Origin of the sequence: Streptomyces sp. WY228, from assembly GCF_019287315.1 — a bacterium.
GTDB lineage: Bacteria > Actinomycetota > Actinomycetes > Streptomycetales > Streptomycetaceae > Streptomyces > Streptomyces caviscabies.
In genome coordinates, this window is sequence record NZ_CP079114.1 from 843,693 (window position 1) to 865,273 (window position 21,581).

Genomic DNA, 21,581 nt, shown 5'->3' on the forward strand with positions numbered 1-21,581 from the left:
TCTTCGCCGAAGACGCGGTTCGGCGTTCCCATCATGTCTCGCTCCGCGCCTCCGGGTCAGGTGCTCCACTTCTGGTTGTCGAGCCCCGTGCACTCCCACAGGATCAGGTAGGTCTCCGGGCCCCGGCCCTTGCTGTGGTTCGGGATGTCGACGCACTTGCCGACCGCGGTGTTGACCAGGTCGTGGGCACCGTTCAGGGTGAACTTCTGGGCGTCGGCGCCGTTGCACCAGGCGAGCTGGATGCGGGTTCCGTTGTTGAAGTTCGCGTTGGCGACGTCCAGGCACTTGTCCCTGGCCCGGATGGTGCCGTCGGAGCCGAAGCGCCACTTCTGGGCGTCGGCGCCGTTGCAGTCCCACATGAACAGCGGCTGGCCGTCGTTGAAGTTGTGACCGGGGACGTCGAGGCAGCGGCCGGAAAGGTGGCTGCGGAAGGAGACGGGTCCGCTGAACGTGACGGCCGGCTGAGCCTTGGCGGGCTGGTTCTTGCCACCGCCGCCGTCCGCCTTGGGCTTCTCCTCGGACGCATCGTCCTTCTTCGACGAATCCTTGGCGGCGTCGCCCTTCTTCGCCTCTTCCTTGCCGGCGTCCACCGGAGGGATGGCCGGCACGGGATTGCCGGCCTTCTCCGACTTCGCCCCGTCCTTCTCCCCCTTCCCGTCCTCGGTGGGAGCGCTGGTCTCGGGCGCGGTGACGGCGAACTCCCCGGGCGCCTCCGGTCCGCTCCCGTCGAGGACGGTCCCGGCTCCTGCGGTCTTCGTCCGCTCGGGCCCGTCGTCGTTGTTCCCGGCGAGCACGAGGAAGGGCACCGACACGAGCAGCGCCCCCACGACCGCCGCCCCCGCGAGCGCGGCCTTGCCCGGCCGTCCCACGGGACCGGCCTCCTGCTGGGGCTGCCCGATGGCGGTGGCGGTCATGGTCCGTACGAGGGCGGGGAGCCGGCTCTGGGCGGCGGCGGAGGCCTCGGGGTCGGCCTCGGATTCGGGAGCGGTGGCGGCCGAGGCCTGGTCCGGTGCCACCTGCGGCGCGGGAGAACGGACTTCGGCTACCTGCGCCTCGGGGCGCGCTCCCTTTTCGCCGCCCTCGCCCTCACCCGTCTTCGGGGTTTTCGCCGCATCGGCGGACTCGGCCGCCGCGGCTTCGGTCTTCGCCTGTGCGGGAGCGGAGGCGGGGGCCTGCTGGGACGATGAACGCGTCACGGGGTCCTCCCTGTGGTGTGGGGCCGGGATTCGGTCGGGGCGACGCCTGCGGCCGCGGTCACCGGGCCGGAGTTCTCGGCGTCGGGAAGGCTGTCGGCGGGGAAGAGCAGCGGGGCCGCGGCACCGGAGTTGACCATCAGCAGAGCGCCGGTGCCGGCCAGCGACCCGGCCAGCTCCCTGACGGACACGGTGTCATGGTGAAGTGCCGCGGACATGAACGCATGGGTGAGCGAGGTGAACAGGAGCACCACCGGCGCCCCGTCCCGCCCTGCGGCCATGAGCGGCCCACCGTCCGGACCGCGGACGACGCTGACGTCCGCCTCCGCGAGCGCGGCCAGCGCCTCGTCCGCCGTGCCGTACCCGGTGGCGGCCCGCTGAGCTGCCGCGTCCACCGGATCGGTGGGCTCCGGCCAGCCGAGGACGCGGGCCGAGGGACGGTACGCGGGGTTGGCGCGGTATTCGCCGACGTCTCCGTTCTCGTCCGACCGCCACTCTCCCAGCACCGCCCATTCCGGCGGCGTCCGCGCTCGCGACCACTCCGGATCGACGATTCCGACCCAGTGGCCCGGCGCACGACGTGCGGCGTCCTTCACGGCTTCCGGCACGAGGGAGGCATCCACCTGAACTCTTGGCTCCGTACGAATCTTTGAGTGCCGAACGGCCTCAACAGGATGTCATACGCGCTCCGCTCACGGGGTCCGGCGGCGGGCCCGAATCGGCCTTCCACCTGCCCGTTCACTGCCCGAGTGGGGAACTTTTCGCGACAGGACGGGCTTCGGATGACAAAGCGACGCTGACGTATCGAGGCGGGTGACCTCTCCCACTCCTTCGACGGGCTACGTTGTGCATGCCCCCGAGGAGGAGTCCGCGTATGCCCCCCGAGCCCCGTACCCCCGGCACCGATTCCGTGGCAGCAGCCGCGGAGAAGTCCCCGCCGCCCGCCACCCTCGCCGAGGCACAGGAGACACGGAGCGAGGCCGCCACGACGGCCGGCGCCGCGAAGTCCCCGACCGAGCCCGCCGCAGCAGCCGGCGCCGAAGGCGCCCGGGCACCGGCCGAGGCCGAAGCCACGGCCACGCCCGGGGAATCGCCGGCGACAGCCGCGCCGTCCGAGCCCTCGTCCACGGCGCGGAGCGCCGACTCCTCCGAGGGCCACACCGAGGGCATCGCCCTGGCAGCGGCCGTCGCGGCGAAGCCGGACACCAAGACCCTCACCGCTGCCGACCGGGGCCGCCCCCGAGCACCCGTCCTGGCGGGAGCCGCGTTCGTCGGTGCCGCCCTGGTCGCGATACCCGTGCTGCTGATGGGCAGCGCGAACGACGACGAGCCCCGAAACCCCGCCACCACCCCGGTCGCGGGGAGCGCCGACACGGTGCTCAACCCCGAATCGGCTCCGGCGGCCATGGACGACTACGTGGCGGTGAAGCCCACGCCGTCCCCGACGGAACAGAAGAAGATCACCGCGCCGAAGGCCGTTCCCGCACCCGTGGTGCCCACCCCCGCACCCCGGACGAGCGCTCCCGCCGAAAAGCCGAAGGCCTCACCGAAGCCGAAGCCCAAGGCGGCCCCGAAGCCGAACTGGGGCACCCAGACGGTCTCCGCGACCAGTTCCATCGGGGTCGGCCAGTCCTGGGCCACCAACCGCATCCGCATGACGATGCAGCAGGACGGCAACCTGGTCGTCTACAACGAGCAGAACAAGCCGATCTGGGCCGCCATGACCTTCGGCGAGAACCACCGGGCGATCTTCCAGCCGGACGGCAACCTGGTCATCCACAACGGCGACGACCGAGCCATCTGGGCCTCCAAGACCCATGACTTCGGCGGCGCCCAGCTGGTCCTGAGGCCCGACGGCAAGGTGGTCATCGTGCACAACGGCAGGGTGGTCTGGTCGACCTGACCGCCGGGCAGAGGCCCACTGCCCGCCCGGCCTTCACCAGCACCGGATTCAGGCCGGCCCGGACGAGCCGGGCCGCGCCCCCGCGGGCCCGCCCACCACCGTGAGCAGGTCCACGACGAAGATCAGCGTCGAGTTCGCCGGAATCGACGCGGAGGGCGACTGCTTGCCGTACCCGAGACGCGGCGGAACGACGATCTCGCGCCGCCCGCCCACCGCCATGCCTCTGATCCCCCGGTCCAGGCCCTTGATCACCCTGCCACCGCCCACGGCGAACTTGAACGGCCGCCCCTGCTCCCAGGAGGAGTCGAACTCCCGCCCCGACGCGAACGTGACCCCCACATAGTGGATCTGGACCACCCTGCCCGCCTGCGCCTCGGGCCCGTCCCCGACCACGAGATCCCGGATCGTCAGCTCGGCGGGCGCGACACCCTCCGGAACCTCGACCTCGGGCTTCGCCGGTTCACTCATCGCGGTCCCCTCGACTCACCACCGGAACCCTCGCACGGGCCGACCGGGCACATGGACGTTCCACGCGGCGAACGATCACGCTACCGGTCGGCCGTCCCGGTCGCTCGGCCGGTGTCGAGGGGGTCGGCCGCGTAGGTGATGCGTACGACTCCGTCCGCGTGGCGTTCGGCCGCGGCCGCCACCCCGAAGACGTCGGCCATGATCTGCGGGGTGAGCGCGTCGAGAACGTGGCCCGCCGCCACGACCCTCCCCTCGTCGAGGACGATGACGCGGTCGCAGAGGCGGGCGGCCAGGTCGAGGTCGTGCAGGACGGCGAGGGTGCTGACGCCGGTGGAGCGGATCAGGTCGAGGAGTTCGAAGCGGGCCCGGATGTCGAGGTGGTTGGTCAGTTCGTCCAGGACCAGCAGGCGCGGCTCCTGGGCCAGGGCTCGCGCCAGCAGGACGCGTTGGCGTTCGCCTCCGGAGAGGGTGGCGTACTCCCTAGCCGCGAAGGGGCGGACGCCGCAGCGATCGATCGCTTCGGCGACGGCGCGGCGGTCGTCGGGTCCCTCCCGGCCGATCAGCCCGTGGTGGGGAGTGCGCCCCAGCTCGACGATCTCCGCCGCCGAGAGTCCCCCGGTGCTGCCCACCGGGTCCTGGAGGACGGCGGCGGTCCGACGGGCGGCGGTACGGGGGGCCAGGCGCCAGACGTCGTCCTCCCCGACCCTGACGACGCCTCGGGTGGGGCGCAGCGAGCGGTAGACCGTGCGGAGCAGGGTGGATTTGCCGCTGCCGTTCGGGCCGACGAGTCCGACGACCGCGCCGGGCAGGACCTCCAGGTCGACGCCCTGGAGGACGGGTGTGCCTTCCAGTTCGACGTGGACCCGGTCGACGGTGAGCTTCATACGGTGTCCAAGCCCTTGTTGCGGCGCAGCAGCCAGACGAAGAACGGGGCGCCGAGGAGGGCGGTGAGGATGCCGAGCGGCAGTTCGTTCGGGCGGATGAGGGTGCGGGAGAGAAGGTCGACGAGGACGAGGTAGACGGCTCCGAGCAGCGCGGTGAGCGGGAGGAGCCGCCGGTGGTCCGCGCCGGCGGTGAGGCGTACGAGGTGGGGGATCATCAGGCCGACGAAGCCGATGCCGCCCGCCACCGCGATGACCGAGCCGGTGAGCAGGGCGGTGATGACCAGCAGGACGGCACGGAGCCGGTCGACGTCCACGCCGAGCGCGGTGGCGGACTCGTCGCCCGCCAGGACGGCGTTGAGCTGTCTGCCGAAGAGGCCGAGCAGGACCGTGCAGGTGAGGACGACGGTCGCGACGACGGGCAGTTGGTCCCACTGGGCCCCGGCGACGCTGCCGAGCATCCAGAACATCACCGTGCGCAGCTCGGTGGGGGTGGCCCAGAGCTGGACGAAGCTGGTGGCCGAGAGCAGCACATAGCCGACCGCGACGCCCGCGAGGACGAGGCGGGTGGGGGCAAGGCGTCCTCGGCGGCGGCCCAGGGCGAAGACCGCCGCCCCGGTCGCGAGGGCGCCGAGGAAGGCCGCTCCCGCCACTCCGACGCCGCCGATGCCGATCCCGCCGAGGGTGATGACGAGGACCGCGCCGAAGGAGGCCCCGTAGGAGAAGCCGAGCACGGTCGGATCGGCCAGCGGGTTGGCGACGAGGGTCTGGAGGACGGCTCCGGCCACCGCCAACCCGGCGCCCGCGAGGGCGGCGAGCAGGACCCGGGGGGTGCGGAAGGCCCAAACGATCTGGTCCGCTGCCGGGTCGTCGGTGGCCCCCTGCCCGGTGAGGTGGTGGGCGACGATGTTCCAGACGTCGGTGACCGGTACGGTCACCGCCCCGATGCTGATCGCCGTGATCATGGCGGCGATCAGCGCGGCGAGCAGGACGGTGACGCCCAGGGAGAGCCGGAGCCCGGTCAGAGCGCGTCCGGATGGAGCGTCTTGGCGATCTTCTCGACGGCCACGTCGTTGCTGGGGCCGAGGTAGATCGAGTCGGACAGCACCACGTACGCGTCGTTCTTCGCGGCCGTCCACTGGGGGAACTCCTTGAGCAGCTTCTCGGCGTACGCCGTGGGGTCGGGGTCGTTGTAGCTGATGACGACGAGGGCGTCGACGTCGGTGGCGGCGACCTTCTCCTTGCTGAGGTCGGCGAAGGAGCCCTGGGCGGCGTTCTCGAAGGCGTTGGTGCCGCCCGCGTCGGCGAGGATGTCGTTGTAGATGCCCTTGGCGACCACGGAGCTGAAGTCGTTGCCGCCCATGCTCATGTTGGAGAAGACCACCATGACCTTGGGCTTCTTCTCGCCCTTCACCTTCTCGGCGACCTCGGCGATCCGCCGGTCGGACGCGGCGATCAGCTTCTCGGCGCGGTCGCCGACGCCGAAGATCTTGCCCATGTCGCGCAGCAGGGTCCGGCTGTCCTCCATGGTCATCCTGGAGGTGTCCTGGTCGCAGCCCTGCGGCGAGATGTAGCTGTTGGCTCCGACCTGCTTCAGCTGGTCGCGGGTGGCGAAGCCGTTCTTGGCGTCGAAGCCGTAGGCGGTGGTGGACAGGACGAGGTCGGGGCGCTGGGCGAGCATCGCTTCGCGGGGGATGTCGAAGGCGTCGTTGAGCTCGATGTCCCCCTTCGGCAGCGCCTTGATCGCGTCGGCCCGGCCCGGGATCTCGGACATGCCGTAGGTCTGCTGGTTGACGACGATGCGGTCCTTGAGCCCGAGGGCCAGCAGTGTGGAGACCTCGGCGACCGAGGCGCCGTTCATCACGACCACCCGGGCGGGGGCCTTGGTGAAGGTCTGCTTCACCCCGCAGTTCTCCAGTGTCACCGGGTAGCCGTCGGCCGAGGACGAGACGGCCGGCTTCTCGGCCGCCGTCGGCTTCCCGTCCGACGCGTCCCCGCATCCGGCGGTCGCGAGGCCGACGACGGCGATCGCACCGAGGGCGGCGATCCGCTTGGTGGACATGTGTGCTCCTAGTTCGAGGCCGGCTCGTGGCCGGGGTTCGTAGCAAGAGTCGGACGGGGCCCGGGGCCGGTTCCCCGCTCCCGCGGTCTGTGCGAGGCCGGGGCCGGAAGGTCTCCCCGGGCCACGCAGTGGTCCAGCTGCCGGAAGAAGGCCGCCCGGTCGATCGCCGGGTGGTCGGACGTGACGGGGCCGTCCGCCGCCGCCAGGCTCGCGCGTACGTGATCCGCCCGGACGGTCGCCGGGGCGAGGTCTCCGCCGGTTCCGGCCGGGGGCTCGGGCAGGGAGCCGAAGAACGCCAGGACCGCGGAGGCGTCCTCGGTGTCCTGGGGTATCCGCTCCCGCCAGGTGTCCAGGGGCACGGTCTCGACGGCGTAGCCGTACGCGCGGAGCCACTGGTGCAGATCCGCCTGGCGCACCGGTGCTCCCGCGTGGTGGTGGACCACCGCGGCGTGGTGGTGCGTGCCGGGGCCCGTCGCCACGATTTCGGCGGCGACCCGGTCGGCCGGGGTCCACGACTCCTCCGTGAAGAGGTCGGGGACGAGGCCCGCGGGGATTCCGGCGCGCAGGACGGTCCACAGGAAGTCCTGGCGGTTGACCCGGCCCGTGGAGAGCGGTCCGACGACGCGGCCGAGCCGGTGGACAGTGACGGGGAGACCGCGCTCGGCGGCCTGTTCCAGGAGGCGTTCGGAGGCCCACTTGGTCTGCTGGTAGCCGTAGCCCAGCCCTTCGTGGGCGGGGAGGAAGGATTCCCGGAACTCCGGGCTCAGGGCACGCGGCGGGCCGACCGAGAGGGTGGAGACGTAGTGCAGCGGGATGCGGCGGGGGGCCGCCAGCCGCAGCAGGTCGTGGGTGGATTCGGTGTTCGCCGGGCGGAGCGCGGTGTAGTCGCGGACGACGCTGACGGCCGCGCCGTTGTGGACGATGGCATCGACGGTGGAGCCGAGTTCCTCCCACCGCTCGTCGTCGAGGCCCAGCCGGGTCCGGGCGAGGTCGGCCGGGAGCGCGGTCACGCGGTGGTGCCGGTCCGGTGACAGGGCCGGGCCGGCCGTCTCCAGCGCGGAGTGGACGCGCCGGAGGGCGGCTTCGGGGCTCCGGGCGCGTACGGCGCAGACCACCTCGGCGTCCGTGCGGCGCAGCAGTTCGGCGAGGAGGTGCGTGCCCACGAAGCCCGTGGCGCCGGTGAGCAGGATCCGTCGGGGCGGCCGGGCGGCCGTGGCTGTTCCCGGTCGGACATCGGGGGTGAGGGTCGTGTCGGCGGCCAGGGCCGGCGGGAGCACGGACCCGGTTGGCACCTCGGCGGACCTGGAGCCGGGTGCGGTGGTGAGGAACGCGGCGAGGGCGGCGGGGGTGGCGTGCTGGAAGAGCCAGGCCACCTTCACCTCCCGGCCCAGCACCTCCGCCAGGCGGTTGGCTGCCTGGATGGCCTGGAGGGACTGGGCCCCGCGGTCGAAGACGTCGTCGTGGTCGGTGAGGTCACCGGAGGCCAGCACCTGCCGCCAGACCCCGGTCACCGCCTCCGTCAGTGTCCGGTCCCCGGCGGCGGGCTCGTCCGGGCCGCCCCGCCGATCGGAGAGCCGGGAGAGGAGGGCCCTGCGGTCGGTCTTGCCGGATGCGGTACGGGGCAGGCGGGGCAGGAAGGCGAGCGAGGCCGGGATCATCGGCGCGGGCAGCCGGGCCCTCAGATGGTCGCGTACCGCCGCCGGCGAGGGCACTGCGTCGGCGGCGACGAGGTGGGCCGTGAGCCTGCGGGTGCCGTCGGGCAGCACCTGGCCGGCCACGGCGGCGTCGCTGATGCCGGGGTGCGAGAGCAGGGCGCTCTCCACCTCCGCGGGCTGGACACGGTGGCCGCTGATCTTGAACTCGTCGTCCGCGCGCCCGAGATGGCGCAGGAGCCGGTCGTCGCCCAGCTCCACGAGATCGCCGGTGCGGTAGGCGCGGGGCGAACCGGGCAGGTGCTCCAGCCGGACGAACCGCTCGGCGCTCTCCTCGGGCCGGTCGCGGTAGCCATGGGCGAGCGCGGGGCCCAGGAGGTACAGCTCGCCGTCGATCAGGGCGACCCTGCTGCCGGGCAGGGGGCGGCCGATGGGGGTGTCGTCGGGGGCGAGGGCGGGATCGTTCAGGTCGGCGGCGGTGGCGACGACGGTTCCCTCGGTGGGCCCGTAGGTGTTGATCAGCCGTACGTGCGTGCCGACGGCCTTGCGCCAGCGGGTGGTTCGCTCGGGCAGGGCCGCCTCGCCGCCGATGACCACGGTGTGCACGGTGCCCGGCAGGGTGCCCGCCCCGGTGGAGAGCGCGTAGGCCAGCTCGTGCCAGTAGGCGGTCGGCAGATCGAGGACGGTGACGGCCAGGCGCTCGCAGGCGGCGAGGAAGTGCGGCACGGAGTCGGTCATGTCCGGTTCGCGGATCACCAGGGTGGCGCCGGAGCACAGGGTCAGGAAGATCTCCTCGATGCTGGTGTCGAAGTGGAAGGGCGCGAACTGGAGTACGCGGTCCGCTCGTTGGGGCCCGTAGCGGGCTCCGGCCCCGGCGACGAAGTGGGCCAGTGCTCCGTGTCCGACCTCGACGCCCTTGGGCTGTCCAGTGGAACCGGAGGTGTGGAGCAGGTAGGCGAGGTCCTCGGGGGCGGGGAGCCGGGGCTCGTGGGGCTCGGCGTGCGCCGGGGCGTCGGGCGGCAGGATCGTACGGTCCGGGAAGAGATGGGCGTACCGCTGCTCGGTGACGACGAGGGCGGGCGCGGCGGAGGTGAGCAGCGCGGCGGTCCGGTTCGCCGGGGCACCGGGGTCGAGAGGGCAGTACACGGCGCCGGCGGCCAGGATGCCGAGCAGGGTGGTGACGGCGTCGATGCCCCGGGGCAGGGCCACGGCCACCAGGTCGCCGCGGCTCACTCCCCGTCCGGCCAGCCGGTGGGCGGTGCGACGGGCCGCGCCGAGGAGATCGGCGTACGAGATGCTCCGCCCGCCCTCCTCCACGGCGGTCGCGTCGCCCCGGCGGGCCGCGTGGTCGGCGATGAGCGAGAGGACGGGGCGCGGCGGCGCGGGGAGCGGATCCCCTTCGAGTACGAGAGCCGTCGGACCGGGCACGTCCGCGGGCGGCGACGCGGCGAGCGCGGCGAGCGGGCTGTCGGGCTCCGCGACGGCCGCCGTCAGCAGCGCGAACAGGGCGCGGCGGTGGCCGGTGACCTCGGCGGTGGTGTAGAGGTCGGGGTTGGCGTCCACGGCGAAGCGCAGACCGGTGCCTTCGGAGCGGTCGTACACGTTGAACGCGAGGTCGTCGACCGGGCCGGCGGAGACGTTGTGGACGGTGCTGCGATGTCCGGCGAAGAGCAGGTCGTAGGCGAACGGCATGATGTTGACGCCGGGGCCGGAGAGGCGTCGGCCTCCGCCCACCAGCCGTAGGTCGCGGCGGATGCGTTCGTAGCGGTAGCGCTGGTGCGGCAGGGCGGCGCGTACTTCGTGGGAGACGGCGGCGACCAGGGTGCGCAGGCTGTCGTCCCGGCCGACGGGGACCCGCAGCGGGAGGACGTTGCGGACCATGGCGGGCACACGGAGGGACACCGAGCCGAAGCGGCCCATCGCGGGCACGCTGAGCACGATCTCCGGTGCCCCGGTGGCGCGGTGGAGGTGGGCGGCGGTGACCGCGAGCAGGATCTCGGACCAGGACACCTTCAACGTACGGGCGGTGGCCCGCAGCGCCGCCGTCGTCCCGGCGTCGAGGTCGGCGGTGTCGCGGAGGAAGGAGGCGGCCGGGAGCGCGGAGCGGGCCGCGGGGGTGGCGACGTCCGGCCGGTCGGCGAAGCGGCGGTTCCAGTGGTCCCGGTCGCGGGCGAACTGCTCGGACGTACGGTAGGCCGCTTCCTCCTCGCGTACGGAGGCGAGCGTGCCGAAGCCGCTCGGGCCCGGATCCGTCCCGGCCACGAGGGCGGTGTAGAGGTCGGCGACGCGGCGGGCGACCAGGGAGAGGCCGAAGCCGTCCAGTGCGATGTGGTGGACGCGGTGGTACCAGAGGTACCGGCCGGTGCCCAGGCGGAACAGGGCGTGGCCGAAGAGCGGACCCTGGGTCAGGTCGACGGGGCGGGCGATGTCCTCGTCCATCCGGGCGAGCGCGGCGGCGTGCGGGTCGGGCGCCTCGGAGAGGTCGGCGGTGTGGAGGTCCCAGACGGGGATGGCCGTGTCGATCTGCCAGGGGCGCCCGTCGTCGTCCGCCGTGAAGACGCCGTGCAGGGCCTCGGTCTCCTCGACCGCCCGGCGCAGTGCGGCTTCGAAGTGGTCCACGTCGACGGGGCCCTCGATCACCACGTACTCGGCGGTGTTGTAGGCGGGGCTGGAGGTGTCGAGCTGGTGCCCGGTCCAGATGCCCTCCTGGGCGCCGAGCAACGGGTGGCGGCGAAGGGCGTGTTCAGGCGGTGCCATGGTGTCCTGCTTCCTGTCGTGCTCGCTGCCGTTCGTCCAGCAGCTGCCACCAGCGCTGAAAGGAGGGCAGGTCGGCCAGGTCGATGAAGGAGACGTCGATGCCGTACTCCTGCCAGCGCTCGGTGAGCGTGACGAGGCGCAGGGAGTCGAGTCCCGCGCCGACGGGGCTGTCGTCCAGGTCGACCTCTTCGGGCTCCAGGTGGAGCAGTTCGGCCAGGTCGGCGCGGAACCGCCGGAGGGTGAGCGTGGCGGGCATGGTGGTCCTTCCTCTGTGCGCGACGGGCGATTCCCGGTGGGCCGGGCTCAGTTGACCTTGCGTCCGGAGCCGTCCCAGAACCGGTCGCGCAGGTCGCGGCGGAGGATCTTCCCGCTGGGGTTACGCGGCACGTGGTCGATGAACTCGTACGTCGCCGGGAGCTTGAACGCGGCCAGCCGCGGGGTGAGGAAGGTGTGGAGGTCGCGGGCGCGCAGGGGATCTCCGCCCCGGTCGGCGGGGACGACGAAGGCGTGGACGTACTCGCCCCACCGCTCGTCCGGCGCGCCGACGACCACGGCCTCGGCGACGCCGGGGTGGTGTTCCAGGACGTTCTCGATCTCCGCCGGGTAGACGTTCTCCCCGGCCACGAGGATGGCGTCCTTGATCCGGTCGCGGATGAAGACGTAGCCGTCCTCGTCGACGAAGCCGGCGTCCCCGGTGCGTATCCAGCCGTCGACGAGGGTCTCTGCGGTCCTGTCGGGGAGGTTCCCGTACTCGACCATGTGCGCCGGCGTGGCCAGGCAGACCTCTCCGACGGCTCCCGGAGGCAGGACGGTGCCGTGGTCGTCGATCACCTGGACGCGCACGCCCGGGTAGGGGCGGCCCGCGGCCTGCATGAGGGGCGATCCCGGTCGGTGGACGGCGGGCGGCAGACACACGGCGGTGTTGCCGGTCTCCGTGAGTCCGTAGATCTGGGCGAACTCGCAGCGGAACACCGCCAGGCTCTGCTCCAGCAGGGTCTCGGAGATCGGCGATCCGCCGTAGACGACCTTGCGGAGGGTGGCGAAGTCGGCCGGGGTGACACCGGGCCGGGTCAGCATCATCCGGAGCATCGCCGGGACCACGCAGGCGGTGGTGATCCCGATCCGGTGGATCAGCTCGACGGCCAGGGCCGCGTCGAAGGCGGGCATGGCCACGACGGTGGTGCCGGCGTTGAAGTTCTGCGTGGCCCACCACAGCCCGCCGATGTGGAACCCCGGGATGCCGATCAGCGCGATGTCCCCGGCCCGCCAGTCGATCCAGTCGACGTCCGCCTCGGCCATGGCGTCGGCGATGGCGAAGAAACTGCGGTGGGCCAGGACGACGCCCTTGGGCAGCCCGGTGGTACCGCTGGTGTAGAGCTGGGCCACCGGGGTGTCGCGGCCGGCCGGGTATGCCTCGTCGGCTCCGGTGCCGGTGGCCTTCCAGGCGACGTACCCCTCGGCCGTGTCGAGAGCGACGGTGTGTTCGGGCGCCGCGGCGGGCATGTCGTCCACGACGGGGCGGAACTCCTCCTCGACGAAGAGGAGCCGGGTGCCCGAGTCCTGGAGGATGTGGCTCACCTCGGGTGAGGTGAGCCGCCAGTTGACCGGGACGAGAACCGTGCCGGTCTTGGCGCACGCGAACAGGATCTCGTAGTAGCGCTCGGACTCCTTGCCGAGGTAGGCGACCCGGTCCCCCGGTGCGATTCCGGCGGCGCGCAGGGCCCGCGCGGTCCGGTTGCTCTCGTGGTGCAGATCCGCGTAGGTGAGGGTGGTGTCGCCGCAGACGACTGCCGGGGTGTCCGGCCGGTGCTCGGCGTGGAAGCGGGCGGTGTCGACGAGTGTGGTGAGCCCGTGGTGCAGCCGGGCGCCCGGGCGTGGGCTGTCGGGAGAGGTCATGCGTGAGGTCCGTCCGGGTAACGGCCCGCGCCGGCGGGCCCGGGGATCAGGTGATGTTGACGAAGGCGAGGGTGGCCTCGCCGTCGCACCGGCCGCCGTCGGCGTCGCCGTAGCGGAAGGCGGTGGTGGCCATGAGGAGCGGCTTACCGCCCGGTTCGCGCCGCGCGACGGAGCGGAACTCCATCTCCCCGTGGAAGTCCCGCGCGTCGATGGGACGTTGGAAGCGGGAGGCGAAGCGGGCGATGAGGATGTCGGGCAGCTGGTGGCGCCAGAAGTCCTCGAGTGTCCAGCTCTCGAAGCCGGTCAGCAGCCCTTCCTTCACCGACGTGGCGACGAGGTAATACATCATCTGGTTGTAGGCGATGTTCACCTCCACGGCGTTCAGGTGGCCGGTGTCGTCGATGTAGCAGGACTCCGGGATCGCGAACACCGCGCGCACCCGGGAGAGCCCGCCGGGCAGGGCGGAGACCTCGGCGCCGAGCAGATAGCGGCAGTGGGGCTTGTACGGGGCGAGCACCCGGGGCAGCAGCTCCTCGTCCGTGGTGAAGGTCCGCGTCGGGGCGGTCTCCGTGACGGTCATGCCGCCTCCAGTCCGGCGTGCAGCTTGCGCTCGTCGTGGACGGTGACGCGGAAGGAGACCGTCGGCTCCGGCGTGGTGGTGTGCCGGGCGCAGTGGATGAGGCTGCGGTTGTCCCAGACCAGGAGGTCGCCCTGTTCGAAGCTCTGAAGGTGGATGTTCTCGTGCGCGAAGTCGCGGTCGAGCTGTCCGGTCGCCTCGAAGAGCCGCCGGAGCAGTCCTTCGCCGAGCGGCTCGCCGTTCTCGTCCTCGATGCCGACGGTGAAGCCCTCGCTGAGGTAGAGCACCTTCTCGCCGGTCATGGGGTGGGTGAAAACGGTCGGTTGGTGGATGGCGGGCGTCTTCTCCTCGACCTCTCGGATGATCTCCGAGAGGGGGCGGTAGACGTCGTGCGGGCGGACCTTGAAGTACTTGCGTACGGAGTGGAGGCAGCGTGTGCCCTCGATCTCGTCCTTGAGGTCCTGCGGCAGCCTCTCGTAGGCCGCGCCCATGTCGATGAAGTACGTGCCGCGGTTCCTGGCCGGTACGACCTGCGGGTGGATCAGGGTGAGGCCGAACGGGTCGGGCATGAACTGGTAGTCGGCATGCCAGAACTTGCCGGTCTTGGGAACGCCGATCTGCTTGCCGTTCTCGGGGACGTTGGAGGAGACGAACACCTCGGAGACCTCGGGGTGCTGGTACATGGGCTCGTAGTACGTCTCCGGGCGGCCGAGCCGCCGGCCCAGCTCCAGGAACGCCTGCGGGGAGAGGTCCTGGCCCTTGAGGACGGCGATCTTGCGGCGGTAGACGGTCTCCTTGAGCGCCGCGATGTCGTCCGCCGAAGCCGTGGTGTGGTCGAAGTCCTCGACGGAGGACCCGATGGTGGTGTCGGTGCGGTCGGTGATGCGCATGGTGGTGCTCCTCGTGGTGGGGTGGCGGGGTGTGCGCCGGATCAGGCAGCCGGGCGGCGGGCGTCGATCAGCTCCGCAGTTGCCCTGAGCGTGAGGTCGGGGACGAGCTCGCTGTCCTCGACGGTGACGCCGAGGTGGCGTTCGATGTGGATGCTGATCTCGACCATCGTCAGAGAGTCGACGTCGAGGTCGGCGTAGGTGGCCTCGGGCCGGAAACGGTCGGCGGGGGCGTCGTGCAGGGTGGTGAGGATGGACACCAGCTGCTCGTAGGTGGCGGTCACGGGGCGGGTTCCTCTTCGCGGTGGGCGGGTTCGGCTTCGCGGTGGACGGATTCCTCTTCGCGGTGGGCGGGTTCGGCGGTCGGTGGCAGGTCCGGCCAGGTGAGGAGGCAGGAGCCCCAGGTGAGGCCGCCGCCGAAGGCGGTGAGCAGGACCCGGTCGCCCGGTCGCAGAACCCGGTGCGCGTGGTCGTCGGCGAGAGCCAGCGGGATGGAGGCGGCTCCGGTGTTCCCGGCCGTCTCGACGTGGGTCGCGCAGCGGTCGGCGGGCAGGCCGAGATCGGTGGCGACGGTGCGCAGGATGCGGAGGTTGGCCTGATGGGGGACGAAGCGGTCGACGCCGTCCACGGCCAGGCCGGAGCGGTCGAGCACGGTGCGCACCGAGTCCGTCATCCGGTGCAGCGCGTGGCGGTAGACCTCCTTGCCGCGCATCGCGAAGTGGCGTTCGGCACGGGAGGTCCGGTCCGGATCCGCGCGGACGCGGGAACCCCCGGCCGCCACCGTGATCAGGTCCTCGTGGTCGCCGTCGCTGCCGAGATCGAAGGGCCCCAGGGCGCCGGGTTCGTCGGCATGCCCGGCGCGCAGGACGACGGCGCCGGCTCCGTCTCCGAACACCACCGCGTTCTGCCGGTCGGCCGGGTCCACGATGCGGGAGTACACGTCGGCGCCGATGACCAGGACCCGGTCCGCCGCCCCGGAGGCGATCAGGCCGCCCCCGGCCGCCAGGGCGTAGACGAAGCCGGTGCACACCGCACCGACGTCGAAGGCCGCGGCTCCGGAGAGCCCGAGCCGGGCGGCGACCGCCGGAGCCGTGGCGGGGCAGGTGCGGTCGGGGGTGGTGGTGGCCACGACGACGGCATCGGCGTGCCGCGTACCGGAGTTGGTGAGGGCTCGGCGGCCGGCGGCGACGGCCAGGTCGGAGGTCGCCTCGTCGGGGGCGGCGAGGTGCCGGGAACGGATGCCCGTACGGGTCCGTATCCAGCTGTCGTCGGTGTCGAGCCGGGCGGCCAGCTCGTCGTTGCCGACCTGACGCCGGGGCAGCCATCCGCCGACGCCGCACAGGACGGCGGCCCGGTCGGTTCGCCCGACGGATGTCACGGACATGGTTCTCCTGGTGAGGTGAGCGGTGCAGGTGGGTGCGGGAGTGGGGGTGTCGGGGTGTTCACGGGGAGGTCGCCCTCCGGGTCGCGAGGACGGCGAGCGCGCCCAGGGCCAGGGCCCCGGCCATCACGGACAGAGCGGTCCGGATGCCGTCGAGGAGGTCCGCCGCCGCGGACTGCCGGCCGACACCTGACGCGGCGGCGACGAGCAGAGCGAGGCCGACGGCGCCGCCGGCCTGGAGGGAGGCGGACGCGATTCCCGAGGCGATGCCCTGGTCGCCGGTGGCCACGCCCGAGGCGGCGGCGATCCACAGAGCCGTCCACGCCGAGCCCTGCCCCAGGCTCACGAGCACGATCCCCGGCAGCAGCGACAGGTAGGACCCGTCCGCCGCGACCGCGGGCACCAGGGCCAGCGCGCCGACGGAGCCGCCTGCCAGTCCGCCGACCAGCAGCCGCCGCGTGCCGAACCGGGCGACGGCGGGCGGCCCGGCCTGGGTGCCCGCCGCGACGACGACGGCCGGGAGGAGGAAGCAGAGCCCGGTGACGAAGGCGTCGTACCCCCGCACGGACTGGAAGTACAGGGTCAGGAAGTACGGCAGTGAACTGAACGTCGCGCTGAACAACGCCGCCACCACTGTGGCCAGGACCAGCCCCCGGTGCCGGAAGAGCCGCACGGGCACCAGCGGATCGGGCGTCCGTCGCTCGACCACCGCGAACAGGGCCAGGAGGACAAGCCCTCCCGCCGCGGCGAGCAGGGCCGCGGTGGACGTCCAGCCGGCGGCGGGCGCGTGGACCAGCAGGAAGACGATCAGAGTGAGCCCGGCGCTGGCGATGAGCGCTCCGGCCGCGTCGAAGCGGCGGGTACGGTCCCGGGGCGGATCCGCCGGGAAGAGCAGCCGTCCCGAGACGGCCAGGGCCAGGGCGATGGGGACGTTGACCAGGAACACCGAGGGCCAGCCGTACGCGTGGACCAGGACGCCGCCGAGCAGCGAGCCGAAACACAGGCCGCCCGCACCCGCGGCGCCCCAGAGCGCGAGCGCCCGGTTGCGGACGGGCCCTTCGGCGTACGTGGTGGTGATGAGCGACAACGTGGCCGGGAACAGCAGGGAGCCACCGATCCCCTGGGCCGCGCGGACGGCGAGCAGGACGCCTGGCGACGGGGCCAGCCCGCCGACGAGCGAGGAAGCCGCGTAGATCGCCGTGGCGAGGACGAACATACGGCGGCGGCCCAGGAGGTCGGCCGCGCGCCCGCCGAGCAGGAGGAATCCGCCCGTGGTGACGACGTAGGCGCTGACCACCCACTGGAGGTCGTGGTCCAGGAAGCCGAGTCCCGCGCCGATCTCGGGCAGGGCCACGTGGACGATGCTGTGGTCGAGGGATATGACGAGCTGGGCGAGCGCCAGGACGACCACGGGGAGGCCGAGGCGCCGGCGTCCTGCCGTCGGCTCGGCGGCGGTCGCGGACATGATCGTGCCTTTCTGAGGGTGGGGCCGGGCGTACGGGCTGGGGCCGTGTGTGCGGGCCGGGGCCGTGTGTGCGGGCATGCCGGACATCGCCCCGGCGGTCGGACGCGGCGCGGAGCGGTGCTGGGTTGGACGGTGCTGGGCTGGACTGGGCTGGGCTGGGCTGGGCGGCGGAGCGTCCCGTCGGGCGCCGGTGGACGGGCGGGCCGGGGACGCGACGGGGTCACATGTCGGCGAGCAGTTTCCGTACCTCCGTCACCAGGACGGTCAGCGCCCGGCGTTCGGGCTCGGTCGTCTCGGGGTGCCAGAGGTCGATGAGGAGACAGGTCCGGGGGCGGTCACCGCGGTTCTCCGCGTGGTGCTCGAAGGAATAGTCGAAGAGCAGGCAGCGGCCCTCCTCCCAGGTGCGCGTCTCACCGGCGACGGTGATGTCGCAGCCGTCCGGGATGTCGACGGCGAAGTGGAGGTTGATGCTGAAGTTCCACAGGTCGCTGTGCGGGGCGATGCGGGAGCCCGGCAGCAGGGTGGAGAAGTGGCTTTCCAGGAGCGGGCAGATGAGACCGTCGGCGACGGCGGCATCTCGGATGACACGGAAGGCGGTGGGGGCCAACTCGGCCGACTCCGCATTGAGTTCGCCGTCCTGGTAGAGGTAGAGGGACTGCCAGTCGTCCTGACGGGTGAGGTAGTGCTCGTAGTCGGAGAACGCGGTGCGCCGGGTGCGCCAGGCCCACTCGTGCTCGGACCGGATCGCGCCGTGCGCGTTCTCCAGCGCGTCCACGAGCGTGGCGATGGCCGGATCGCCGCGCGGATCGTGCCAGGGCTGCTGGGATATCCCCGGCAGAATCCACTTGGCGCCCGCTTGAAGGGGATGCCTCGGAATTCCTCCCGGTGCCGTCATCTCCTCCACCCGAGCCAGCGCATCGGGGCCGAACTCCTCACGTATCGCGGCGAACCGTTCGTCCGTCGACTGCATGATCCCTTCCTTTCCGCCCGTGCCGCGAAGGCGTGGTCCAGGCGTCGCACCCTTCGCGGCAGCGGCCTTGTCGAGGGTTGACGGCCGCTTCGCGTTAAAAGTCGAACGGCGGTCCGGTCGAGTTCCCGTCGCGGACGAGAAAGAAGGGTCGTGCTTCACGGCGTGGATCCCCGTGTGACCGGCCGGACATCGGCTTCCACGGTGACGGCCCCGGACCGTTGGAAGTCGAGAGTGAAGGTGACACGGTCCCCGGGACGCCATGAGGCGTCGGAGCGGAGGGTGACGGCCGGGCCGTGCGGGGACATCTCCACCTCCCCCTCGGCCGGAATCTCCACGCTCCCGGACCGCTCGCGGTAGGCGCCGTTCGTCGCGTTCATGCGGTGCACGGTCAGCTCGGTGGCCGAAGAGGCGGAGAAGGTGACCGAGCGGAGATGGTCCGGGGCTCCGCCGGAGTTGACGATGCGGAAGTAGGCGTTGGTGTTCTGCCCGGGGATCACCGGCAACAGGACCCGGGCTTCGCGTACGTCGATCTTCGCGGGGCTGCCCGCGTATCCGGCGGTGGTCCAGGCGGACAGGCCGCCGATGGCGGCCACCGAGGCCAGGGTCACGACCGCACCGGTGCCTGTCGCTTCCCGTGCCCGGCGCAGCAGGCCGGCGGCTGAAGGATTCCTCATGAACGCGCGCTTCCTCGGGGGGAGAGGGATATGAGCTGTGCCGGAACGGTGGGGGCGGGAGCGACGGGAGTCACGCCGTGCTCCACGCTGCGGCACGGGGACGCGGCTTGCGGGCCGGTGCGGGCTGCCAGGTGCGCAGTCGCAGGCTGTTGGCCACGACGAGGACGGAGCTGAGGGACATGGCGAAGGCGGCGACCATGGGGTTGAGCAGGCCGACCATCGCCAGGGGCATGGTCACGGCGTTGTAGCCGAAGGCCCACACCAGGTTGGTGCGGATGGTGCCGAGGGTGTGGCGGGCCAGCCGGACCGCGTCGGCGAGCGCCTCGATGTCGCTGCGTACGAGCGTCACGTCGGCGGCGCCGATGGCCGCGTCGGTCCCGGTGCCCATGGCGATGCCCAGGTCGGCTCCGGCGAGCGCCGCGGCGTCGTTGACGCCGTCCCCGACGACGGCGACCCGCCGCCCCTCGGCCCGCAGCCGGCGCACCAGTTCGGCCTTGTCCTCGGGGGTGCAGCGGGCGTGGACCTCCGCGATGCCGAGATCCTCGGCGACCGCCCGCGCGACGGGGGCCCGGTCGCCGGTGGCCAGCACGGGGCGGACGCCGAGCCTGCGCAACCGGTCGACGGCGCGGTAGCTGCCGGGCCGTACGAGATCGGCGACCTCCACGACGGCGGCGGGGACTCCGTCGACCCGTACCAGCACCGCCGTACGGGCGACGTCGTCGGCCCGTTCCCGCGCGACGCGCAGGGCGGCGGGCAGTTCGACGCCGTCCGGTGTCAGCACCTCCACCTCGCGCCCCTCCACCGTTCCGCGCACCCCGATACCGGCGGTGGCCCGGAACCCGGTCACGGCCGGCAGACCGTCGTCTCCGGCGGCGCGGCGGGCACCGGCCGTGATCGCCCGGCCCAGGGGGTGCTCCGAGCCCTGCTCGACCGCGCCCGCCAGCCGCATGACCGCGTCGGCGTCCGGACCGTCCGGCGCGACGGTGACCCGGCCGACGCTCATGTGACCGGACGTCAGGGTCCCGGTCTTGTCGAGCACCACGGTGTCGATGTGCTGAAGCCCTTCCAGCGCCTGCGGCCCACTGACGAGGACGCCCAGCCGGGCGCCCCGGCCGGTGGCCGCCATCAGCGCCGTCGGAGTCGCGAGCCCCAGCGCGCACGGGCAGGCGACGACGAGCACCGCGACGGCGGCGGTGATCGCGGCCTGCGGGTCGGCGTCCGCGCCGAGCCAGAAGCCGAGCGTCGTGGCCGCGAGGGCGAGGACGACGGGGACGAAGACGCCCGCGACGGTGTCGGCCAGCCGCTGTGCACGCGCCTTGCCCGCCTGGGCTTCGGTGACCAGCCGGGTGATACGGGCCAGTTGGGTGTCCGCCCCGACGGCGGTCGCCCGCACCAGCAGAAGACCTCCCATGTTCACGGCACCACCGGTCACCGGAGATCCCGGACCCACCTCCACGGGTTCGGACTCACCGGTGACCAGGGACAGGTCGGCGGCCGAGCTGCCCTCGGTCACCTCGCCGTCGGTGGCGACCCGCTCCCCCGGGCGTACCACGAACGTGTCGCCGATCCGCAGCCGCTCGATCGGCAGGAGTGCGTCCGCCCCTCCGCGGCGTACCGTGACCTCCTTCGCGGCGAGACGGGCGAGCGACCGCAGGGCCGCCCCGGTCCCGCGCCGGGCCCGGCCCTCCAGGAACCGGCCCAGCAGGACGAACAGCGGGACGCCCACCGCCGCTTCGAGGTAGACGTGCGCCATGCGGTCGGATGCCGAGGGGACCAGGCTGAAGGGCATCCTCATGTCGGGCATACCGGCGCCGCCCAGGAACAGCGCGTACGCCGACCAGCCGAACGACGCGAGCACGCCGAGCGAGACCAGGGTGTCCATGGTCGCCGTCGAGTGCCGCAGTCCGCTCAGGGCACGGCGGTGGAAGGGCCATGCGCTCGCGGTCGCGACGGGAGCGGTGAGCACAAAACACAGCCACTGCCAGTTGTCGAACTGCAGTGCCGGCACCATCGACAGGACGAGAACGGGGACCGACAGCAACGTGGTGACCAGCAGCCGTTCGCGTTCCCGCCGCGCCTCCTCCTCGTCGGGTTCCTTCCCGGCCCGGGCGGGGTGTTCGGGCTCCGGCGCCACCACATGGGCGGTGTACCCGGCAGCGTCGACCGCGGAGGTCAGCTCTTCGGGCGTCACCTCCGAGGGGTGGCTGACGCGGGCCCGACCGGTGGCGAGGTTCACCTCCGCCGTGACGCCCTCCAGCTTGCCCAGCCTGCGTTCGACCCGCCGGACGCAGGCCGCACAGGTCATCCCCGCGACGGCGATGTCGGTGACGACGACGGTGGGCGTCGCTTCGGCCGCCATCAGTGTCCGCCCCCGTGCTCCATCGGCATGTTCCCGTCCCGCGACGGCGCGTCACCGGTGATGCCGGGGCCGTGCATGCCGGGTGCGGCCGGCCCCACGGCCTGACCCACCGCGTGCGCTCCCGCGAACACCGCGCCGAGCAGGAGCAGGAACGCCCACAACGCGGGTGGCGGGAGAATCCGGGCGGTCGTCGCTCCGGCCCTGGGGCCTGCTTTCTGCTCCACTGCGTGCTCCTCGGTGTTCCGGACGCGAGCCGAATGTGCGACGGCTCGTAGCGGTCCAGAAGTCGACGAGGAGACGGCGGGAGTTCCCGAGCACATGGGTGACCGGCGTCACGACACCCGTACGAGGGAGGGCGGGAGCGGTCCCGGACCTTCGCACGACCCTGTGGCGACCGGACTACCGGTCACGGGGCGGCACTCGCACGCGCCGTCAGGCGCCGAGGGGTGCACGCGG

General features: G+C 72.5%; 19 protein-coding genes. 1 reads left to right on the plus strand and 18 read right to left on the minus strand.

Annotation, left to right across the window (positions count from 1 at the left end; genetic code table 11):
- Positions 1-56: 56 nt before the first annotated feature.
- Entirely contained in the window at positions 57-1,196 is a 1,140-nt protein-coding gene (locus tag KV381_RS03385) for an RICIN domain-containing protein (protein ID WP_218784448.1), read from the minus strand.
- On the minus strand, positions 1,193-1,816 hold the full coding sequence (locus tag KV381_RS03390; RefSeq protein ID WP_030081461.1) for a type VII secretion system-associated protein: 624 nt from the start codon (positions 1,814-1,816) through the stop codon (positions 1,193-1,195). Before KV381_RS03390 ends, KV381_RS03385 begins: the two co-directional genes overlap by 4 nt.
- Before the next feature lie 251 nt (positions 1,817-2,067).
- Here KV381_RS03390 and KV381_RS03395 point away from each other — a divergent pair, with 251 nt between their 5' ends.
- Positions 2,068-3,096 carry a mannose-binding protein gene (locus KV381_RS03395; protein WP_030624423.1) on the plus strand — a complete coding sequence of 343 codons (1,029 nt, stop codon included), beginning with the start codon at positions 2,068-2,070 and terminating at the stop codon, positions 3,094-3,096.
- 48 nt (positions 3,097-3,144) lie between these two features.
- Here the strand turns inward: KV381_RS03395 and KV381_RS03400 are convergent, their stop codons facing one another.
- From KV381_RS03400 to KV381_RS03475, 16 genes are all read right to left on the minus strand, one after another.
- Positions 3,145-3,564: an FKBP-type peptidyl-prolyl cis-trans isomerase gene (locus KV381_RS03400; RefSeq protein WP_050504776.1), complete on the minus strand. Its 420-nt coding sequence runs from the start codon at positions 3,562-3,564 to the stop codon at positions 3,145-3,147.
- 80 nt (positions 3,565-3,644) lie between these two features.
- Positions 3,645-4,448: an ABC transporter ATP-binding protein gene (locus KV381_RS03405; RefSeq protein WP_218784450.1), complete on the minus strand. Its 804-nt coding sequence runs from the start codon at positions 4,446-4,448 to the stop codon at positions 3,645-3,647.
- Positions 4,445-5,410 carry an iron ABC transporter permease gene (locus KV381_RS03410; protein WP_030081454.1) on the minus strand — a complete coding sequence of 322 codons (966 nt, stop codon included), beginning with the start codon at positions 5,408-5,410 and terminating at the stop codon, positions 4,445-4,447. Before KV381_RS03410 ends, KV381_RS03405 begins: the two co-directional genes overlap by 4 nt.
- A gap of 56 nt (positions 5,411-5,466) precedes the next feature.
- On the minus strand, positions 5,467-6,507 hold the full coding sequence (locus tag KV381_RS03415; RefSeq protein ID WP_218784452.1) for an ABC transporter substrate-binding protein: 1,041 nt from the start codon (positions 6,505-6,507) through the stop codon (positions 5,467-5,469).
- An 8-nt stretch (positions 6,508-6,515) separates the two neighbouring features.
- Positions 6,516-10,916, minus strand: a complete 4,401-nt coding sequence (locus KV381_RS03420; protein WP_218784453.1) for a non-ribosomal peptide synthetase — start codon at positions 10,914-10,916, stop codon at positions 6,516-6,518.
- Positions 10,903-11,172, minus strand: coding sequence for a phosphopantetheine-binding protein (locus KV381_RS03425; protein ID WP_030081448.1), 270 nt, complete (start codon positions 11,170-11,172; stop codon positions 10,903-10,905). Before KV381_RS03425 ends, KV381_RS03420 begins: the two co-directional genes overlap by 14 nt.
- 47 nt (positions 11,173-11,219) lie before the next feature.
- Positions 11,220-12,812 (minus strand): long-chain-fatty-acid--CoA ligase, encoded by a 1,593-nt coding sequence (locus KV381_RS03430; protein ID WP_030081446.1) that lies wholly within the window; start codon positions 12,810-12,812, stop codon positions 11,220-11,222.
- Between the two features lie 46 nt (positions 12,813-12,858).
- Positions 12,859-13,392 (minus strand): FcoT family thioesterase, encoded by a 534-nt coding sequence (locus KV381_RS03435; RefSeq protein ID WP_218784455.1) that lies wholly within the window; start codon positions 13,390-13,392, stop codon positions 12,859-12,861.
- A complete protein-coding gene (locus KV381_RS03440; RefSeq protein ID WP_030624391.1) occupies positions 13,389-14,279 on the minus strand; it encodes a TauD/TfdA family dioxygenase in 891 nt (296 codons plus the stop codon). The genes KV381_RS03435 and KV381_RS03440 overlap by 4 nt, the downstream gene beginning before the upstream one ends.
- Positions 14,280-14,320: 41 nt before the next feature.
- Entirely contained in the window at positions 14,321-14,560 is a 240-nt protein-coding gene (locus KV381_RS03445) for an acyl carrier protein (protein ID WP_030624389.1), read from the minus strand.
- The gene (locus tag KV381_RS03450; protein WP_050504775.1) at positions 14,557-15,660 is read right to left on the minus strand and encodes a beta-ketoacyl-ACP synthase III; all 1,104 of its coding nucleotides are present in this window, start codon (positions 15,658-15,660) and stop codon (positions 14,557-14,559) included. Before KV381_RS03450 ends, KV381_RS03445 begins: the two co-directional genes overlap by 4 nt.
- Before the next feature lie 58 nt (positions 15,661-15,718).
- Positions 15,719-17,122 carry an MFS transporter gene (locus KV381_RS03455; RefSeq protein WP_032790370.1) on the minus strand — a complete coding sequence of 468 codons (1,404 nt, stop codon included), beginning with the start codon at positions 17,120-17,122 and terminating at the stop codon, positions 15,719-15,721.
- Positions 17,123-17,342: 220 nt separating this feature from the next.
- Positions 17,343-18,092 (minus strand): aspartyl/asparaginyl beta-hydroxylase domain-containing protein, encoded by a 750-nt coding sequence (locus KV381_RS03460; RefSeq protein WP_218784457.1) that lies wholly within the window; start codon positions 18,090-18,092, stop codon positions 17,343-17,345.
- Positions 18,093-18,247: 155 nt separating this feature from the next.
- Entirely contained in the window at positions 18,248-18,766 is a 519-nt protein-coding gene (locus KV381_RS03465; protein WP_098024184.1) for a copper chaperone PCu(A)C, read from the minus strand.
- A 70-nt stretch (positions 18,767-18,836) separates the two neighbouring features.
- Positions 18,837-21,125 (minus strand): cation-translocating P-type ATPase, encoded by a 2,289-nt coding sequence (locus tag KV381_RS03470; RefSeq protein ID WP_218784460.1) that lies wholly within the window; start codon positions 21,123-21,125, stop codon positions 18,837-18,839.
- Positions 21,125-21,349: a hypothetical protein gene (locus KV381_RS03475; RefSeq protein ID WP_218784463.1), complete on the minus strand. Its 225-nt coding sequence runs from the start codon at positions 21,347-21,349 to the stop codon at positions 21,125-21,127. Before KV381_RS03475 ends, KV381_RS03470 begins: the two co-directional genes overlap by 1 nt.
- Between the last annotated feature and the right edge of the window lie 232 nt (positions 21,350-21,581).

Coding starts and splice junctions, on each gene's coding strand:
- KV381_RS03395 (WP_030624423.1), top strand. CDS start 2,068: ATGCCCCCCGAGCCCCGTACCCCCGGCACCGATTCCGTGGCAGCAGCC.
- KV381_RS03400 (WP_050504776.1), bottom strand. CDS start 3,564: ATGAGTGAACCGGCGAAGCCCGAGGTCGAGGTTCCGGAGGGTGTCGCG.
- KV381_RS03405 (WP_218784450.1), bottom strand. CDS start 4,448: ATGAAGCTCACCGTCGACCGGGTCCACGTCGAACTGGAAGGCACACCC.
- KV381_RS03410 (WP_030081454.1), bottom strand. CDS start 5,410: ATGATCACGGCGATCAGCATCGGGGCGGTGACCGTACCGGTCACCGAC.
- KV381_RS03415 (WP_218784452.1), bottom strand. CDS start 6,507: ATGTCCACCAAGCGGATCGCCGCCCTCGGTGCGATCGCCGTCGTCGGC.
- KV381_RS03420 (WP_218784453.1), bottom strand. CDS start 10,916: ATGGCACCGCCTGAACACGCCCTTCGCCGCCACCCGTTGCTCGGCGCC.
- KV381_RS03425 (WP_030081448.1), bottom strand. CDS start 11,172: ATGCCCGCCACGCTCACCCTCCGGCGGTTCCGCGCCGACCTGGCCGAA.
- KV381_RS03430 (WP_030081446.1), bottom strand. CDS start 12,812: ATGACCTCTCCCGACAGCCCACGCCCGGGCGCCCGGCTGCACCACGGG.
- KV381_RS03435 (WP_218784455.1), bottom strand. CDS start 13,392: ATGACCGTCACGGAGACCGCCCCGACGCGGACCTTCACCACGGACGAG.
- KV381_RS03440 (WP_030624391.1), bottom strand. CDS start 14,279: ATGCGCATCACCGACCGCACCGACACCACCATCGGGTCCTCCGTCGAG.
- KV381_RS03450 (WP_050504775.1), bottom strand. CDS start 15,660: ATGTCCGTGACATCCGTCGGGCGAACCGACCGGGCCGCCGTCCTGTGC.
- KV381_RS03455 (WP_032790370.1), bottom strand. CDS start 17,122: ATGTCCGCGACCGCCGCCGAGCCGACGGCAGGACGCCGGCGCCTCGGC.
- KV381_RS03460 (WP_218784457.1), bottom strand. CDS start 18,092: ATGCAGTCGACGGACGAACGGTTCGCCGCGATACGTGAGGAGTTCGGC.
- KV381_RS03465 (WP_098024184.1), bottom strand. CDS start 18,766: ATGAGGAATCCTTCAGCCGCCGGCCTGCTGCGCCGGGCACGGGAAGCG.
- KV381_RS03470 (WP_218784460.1), bottom strand. CDS start 21,125: ATGGCGGCCGAAGCGACGCCCACCGTCGTCGTCACCGACATCGCCGTC.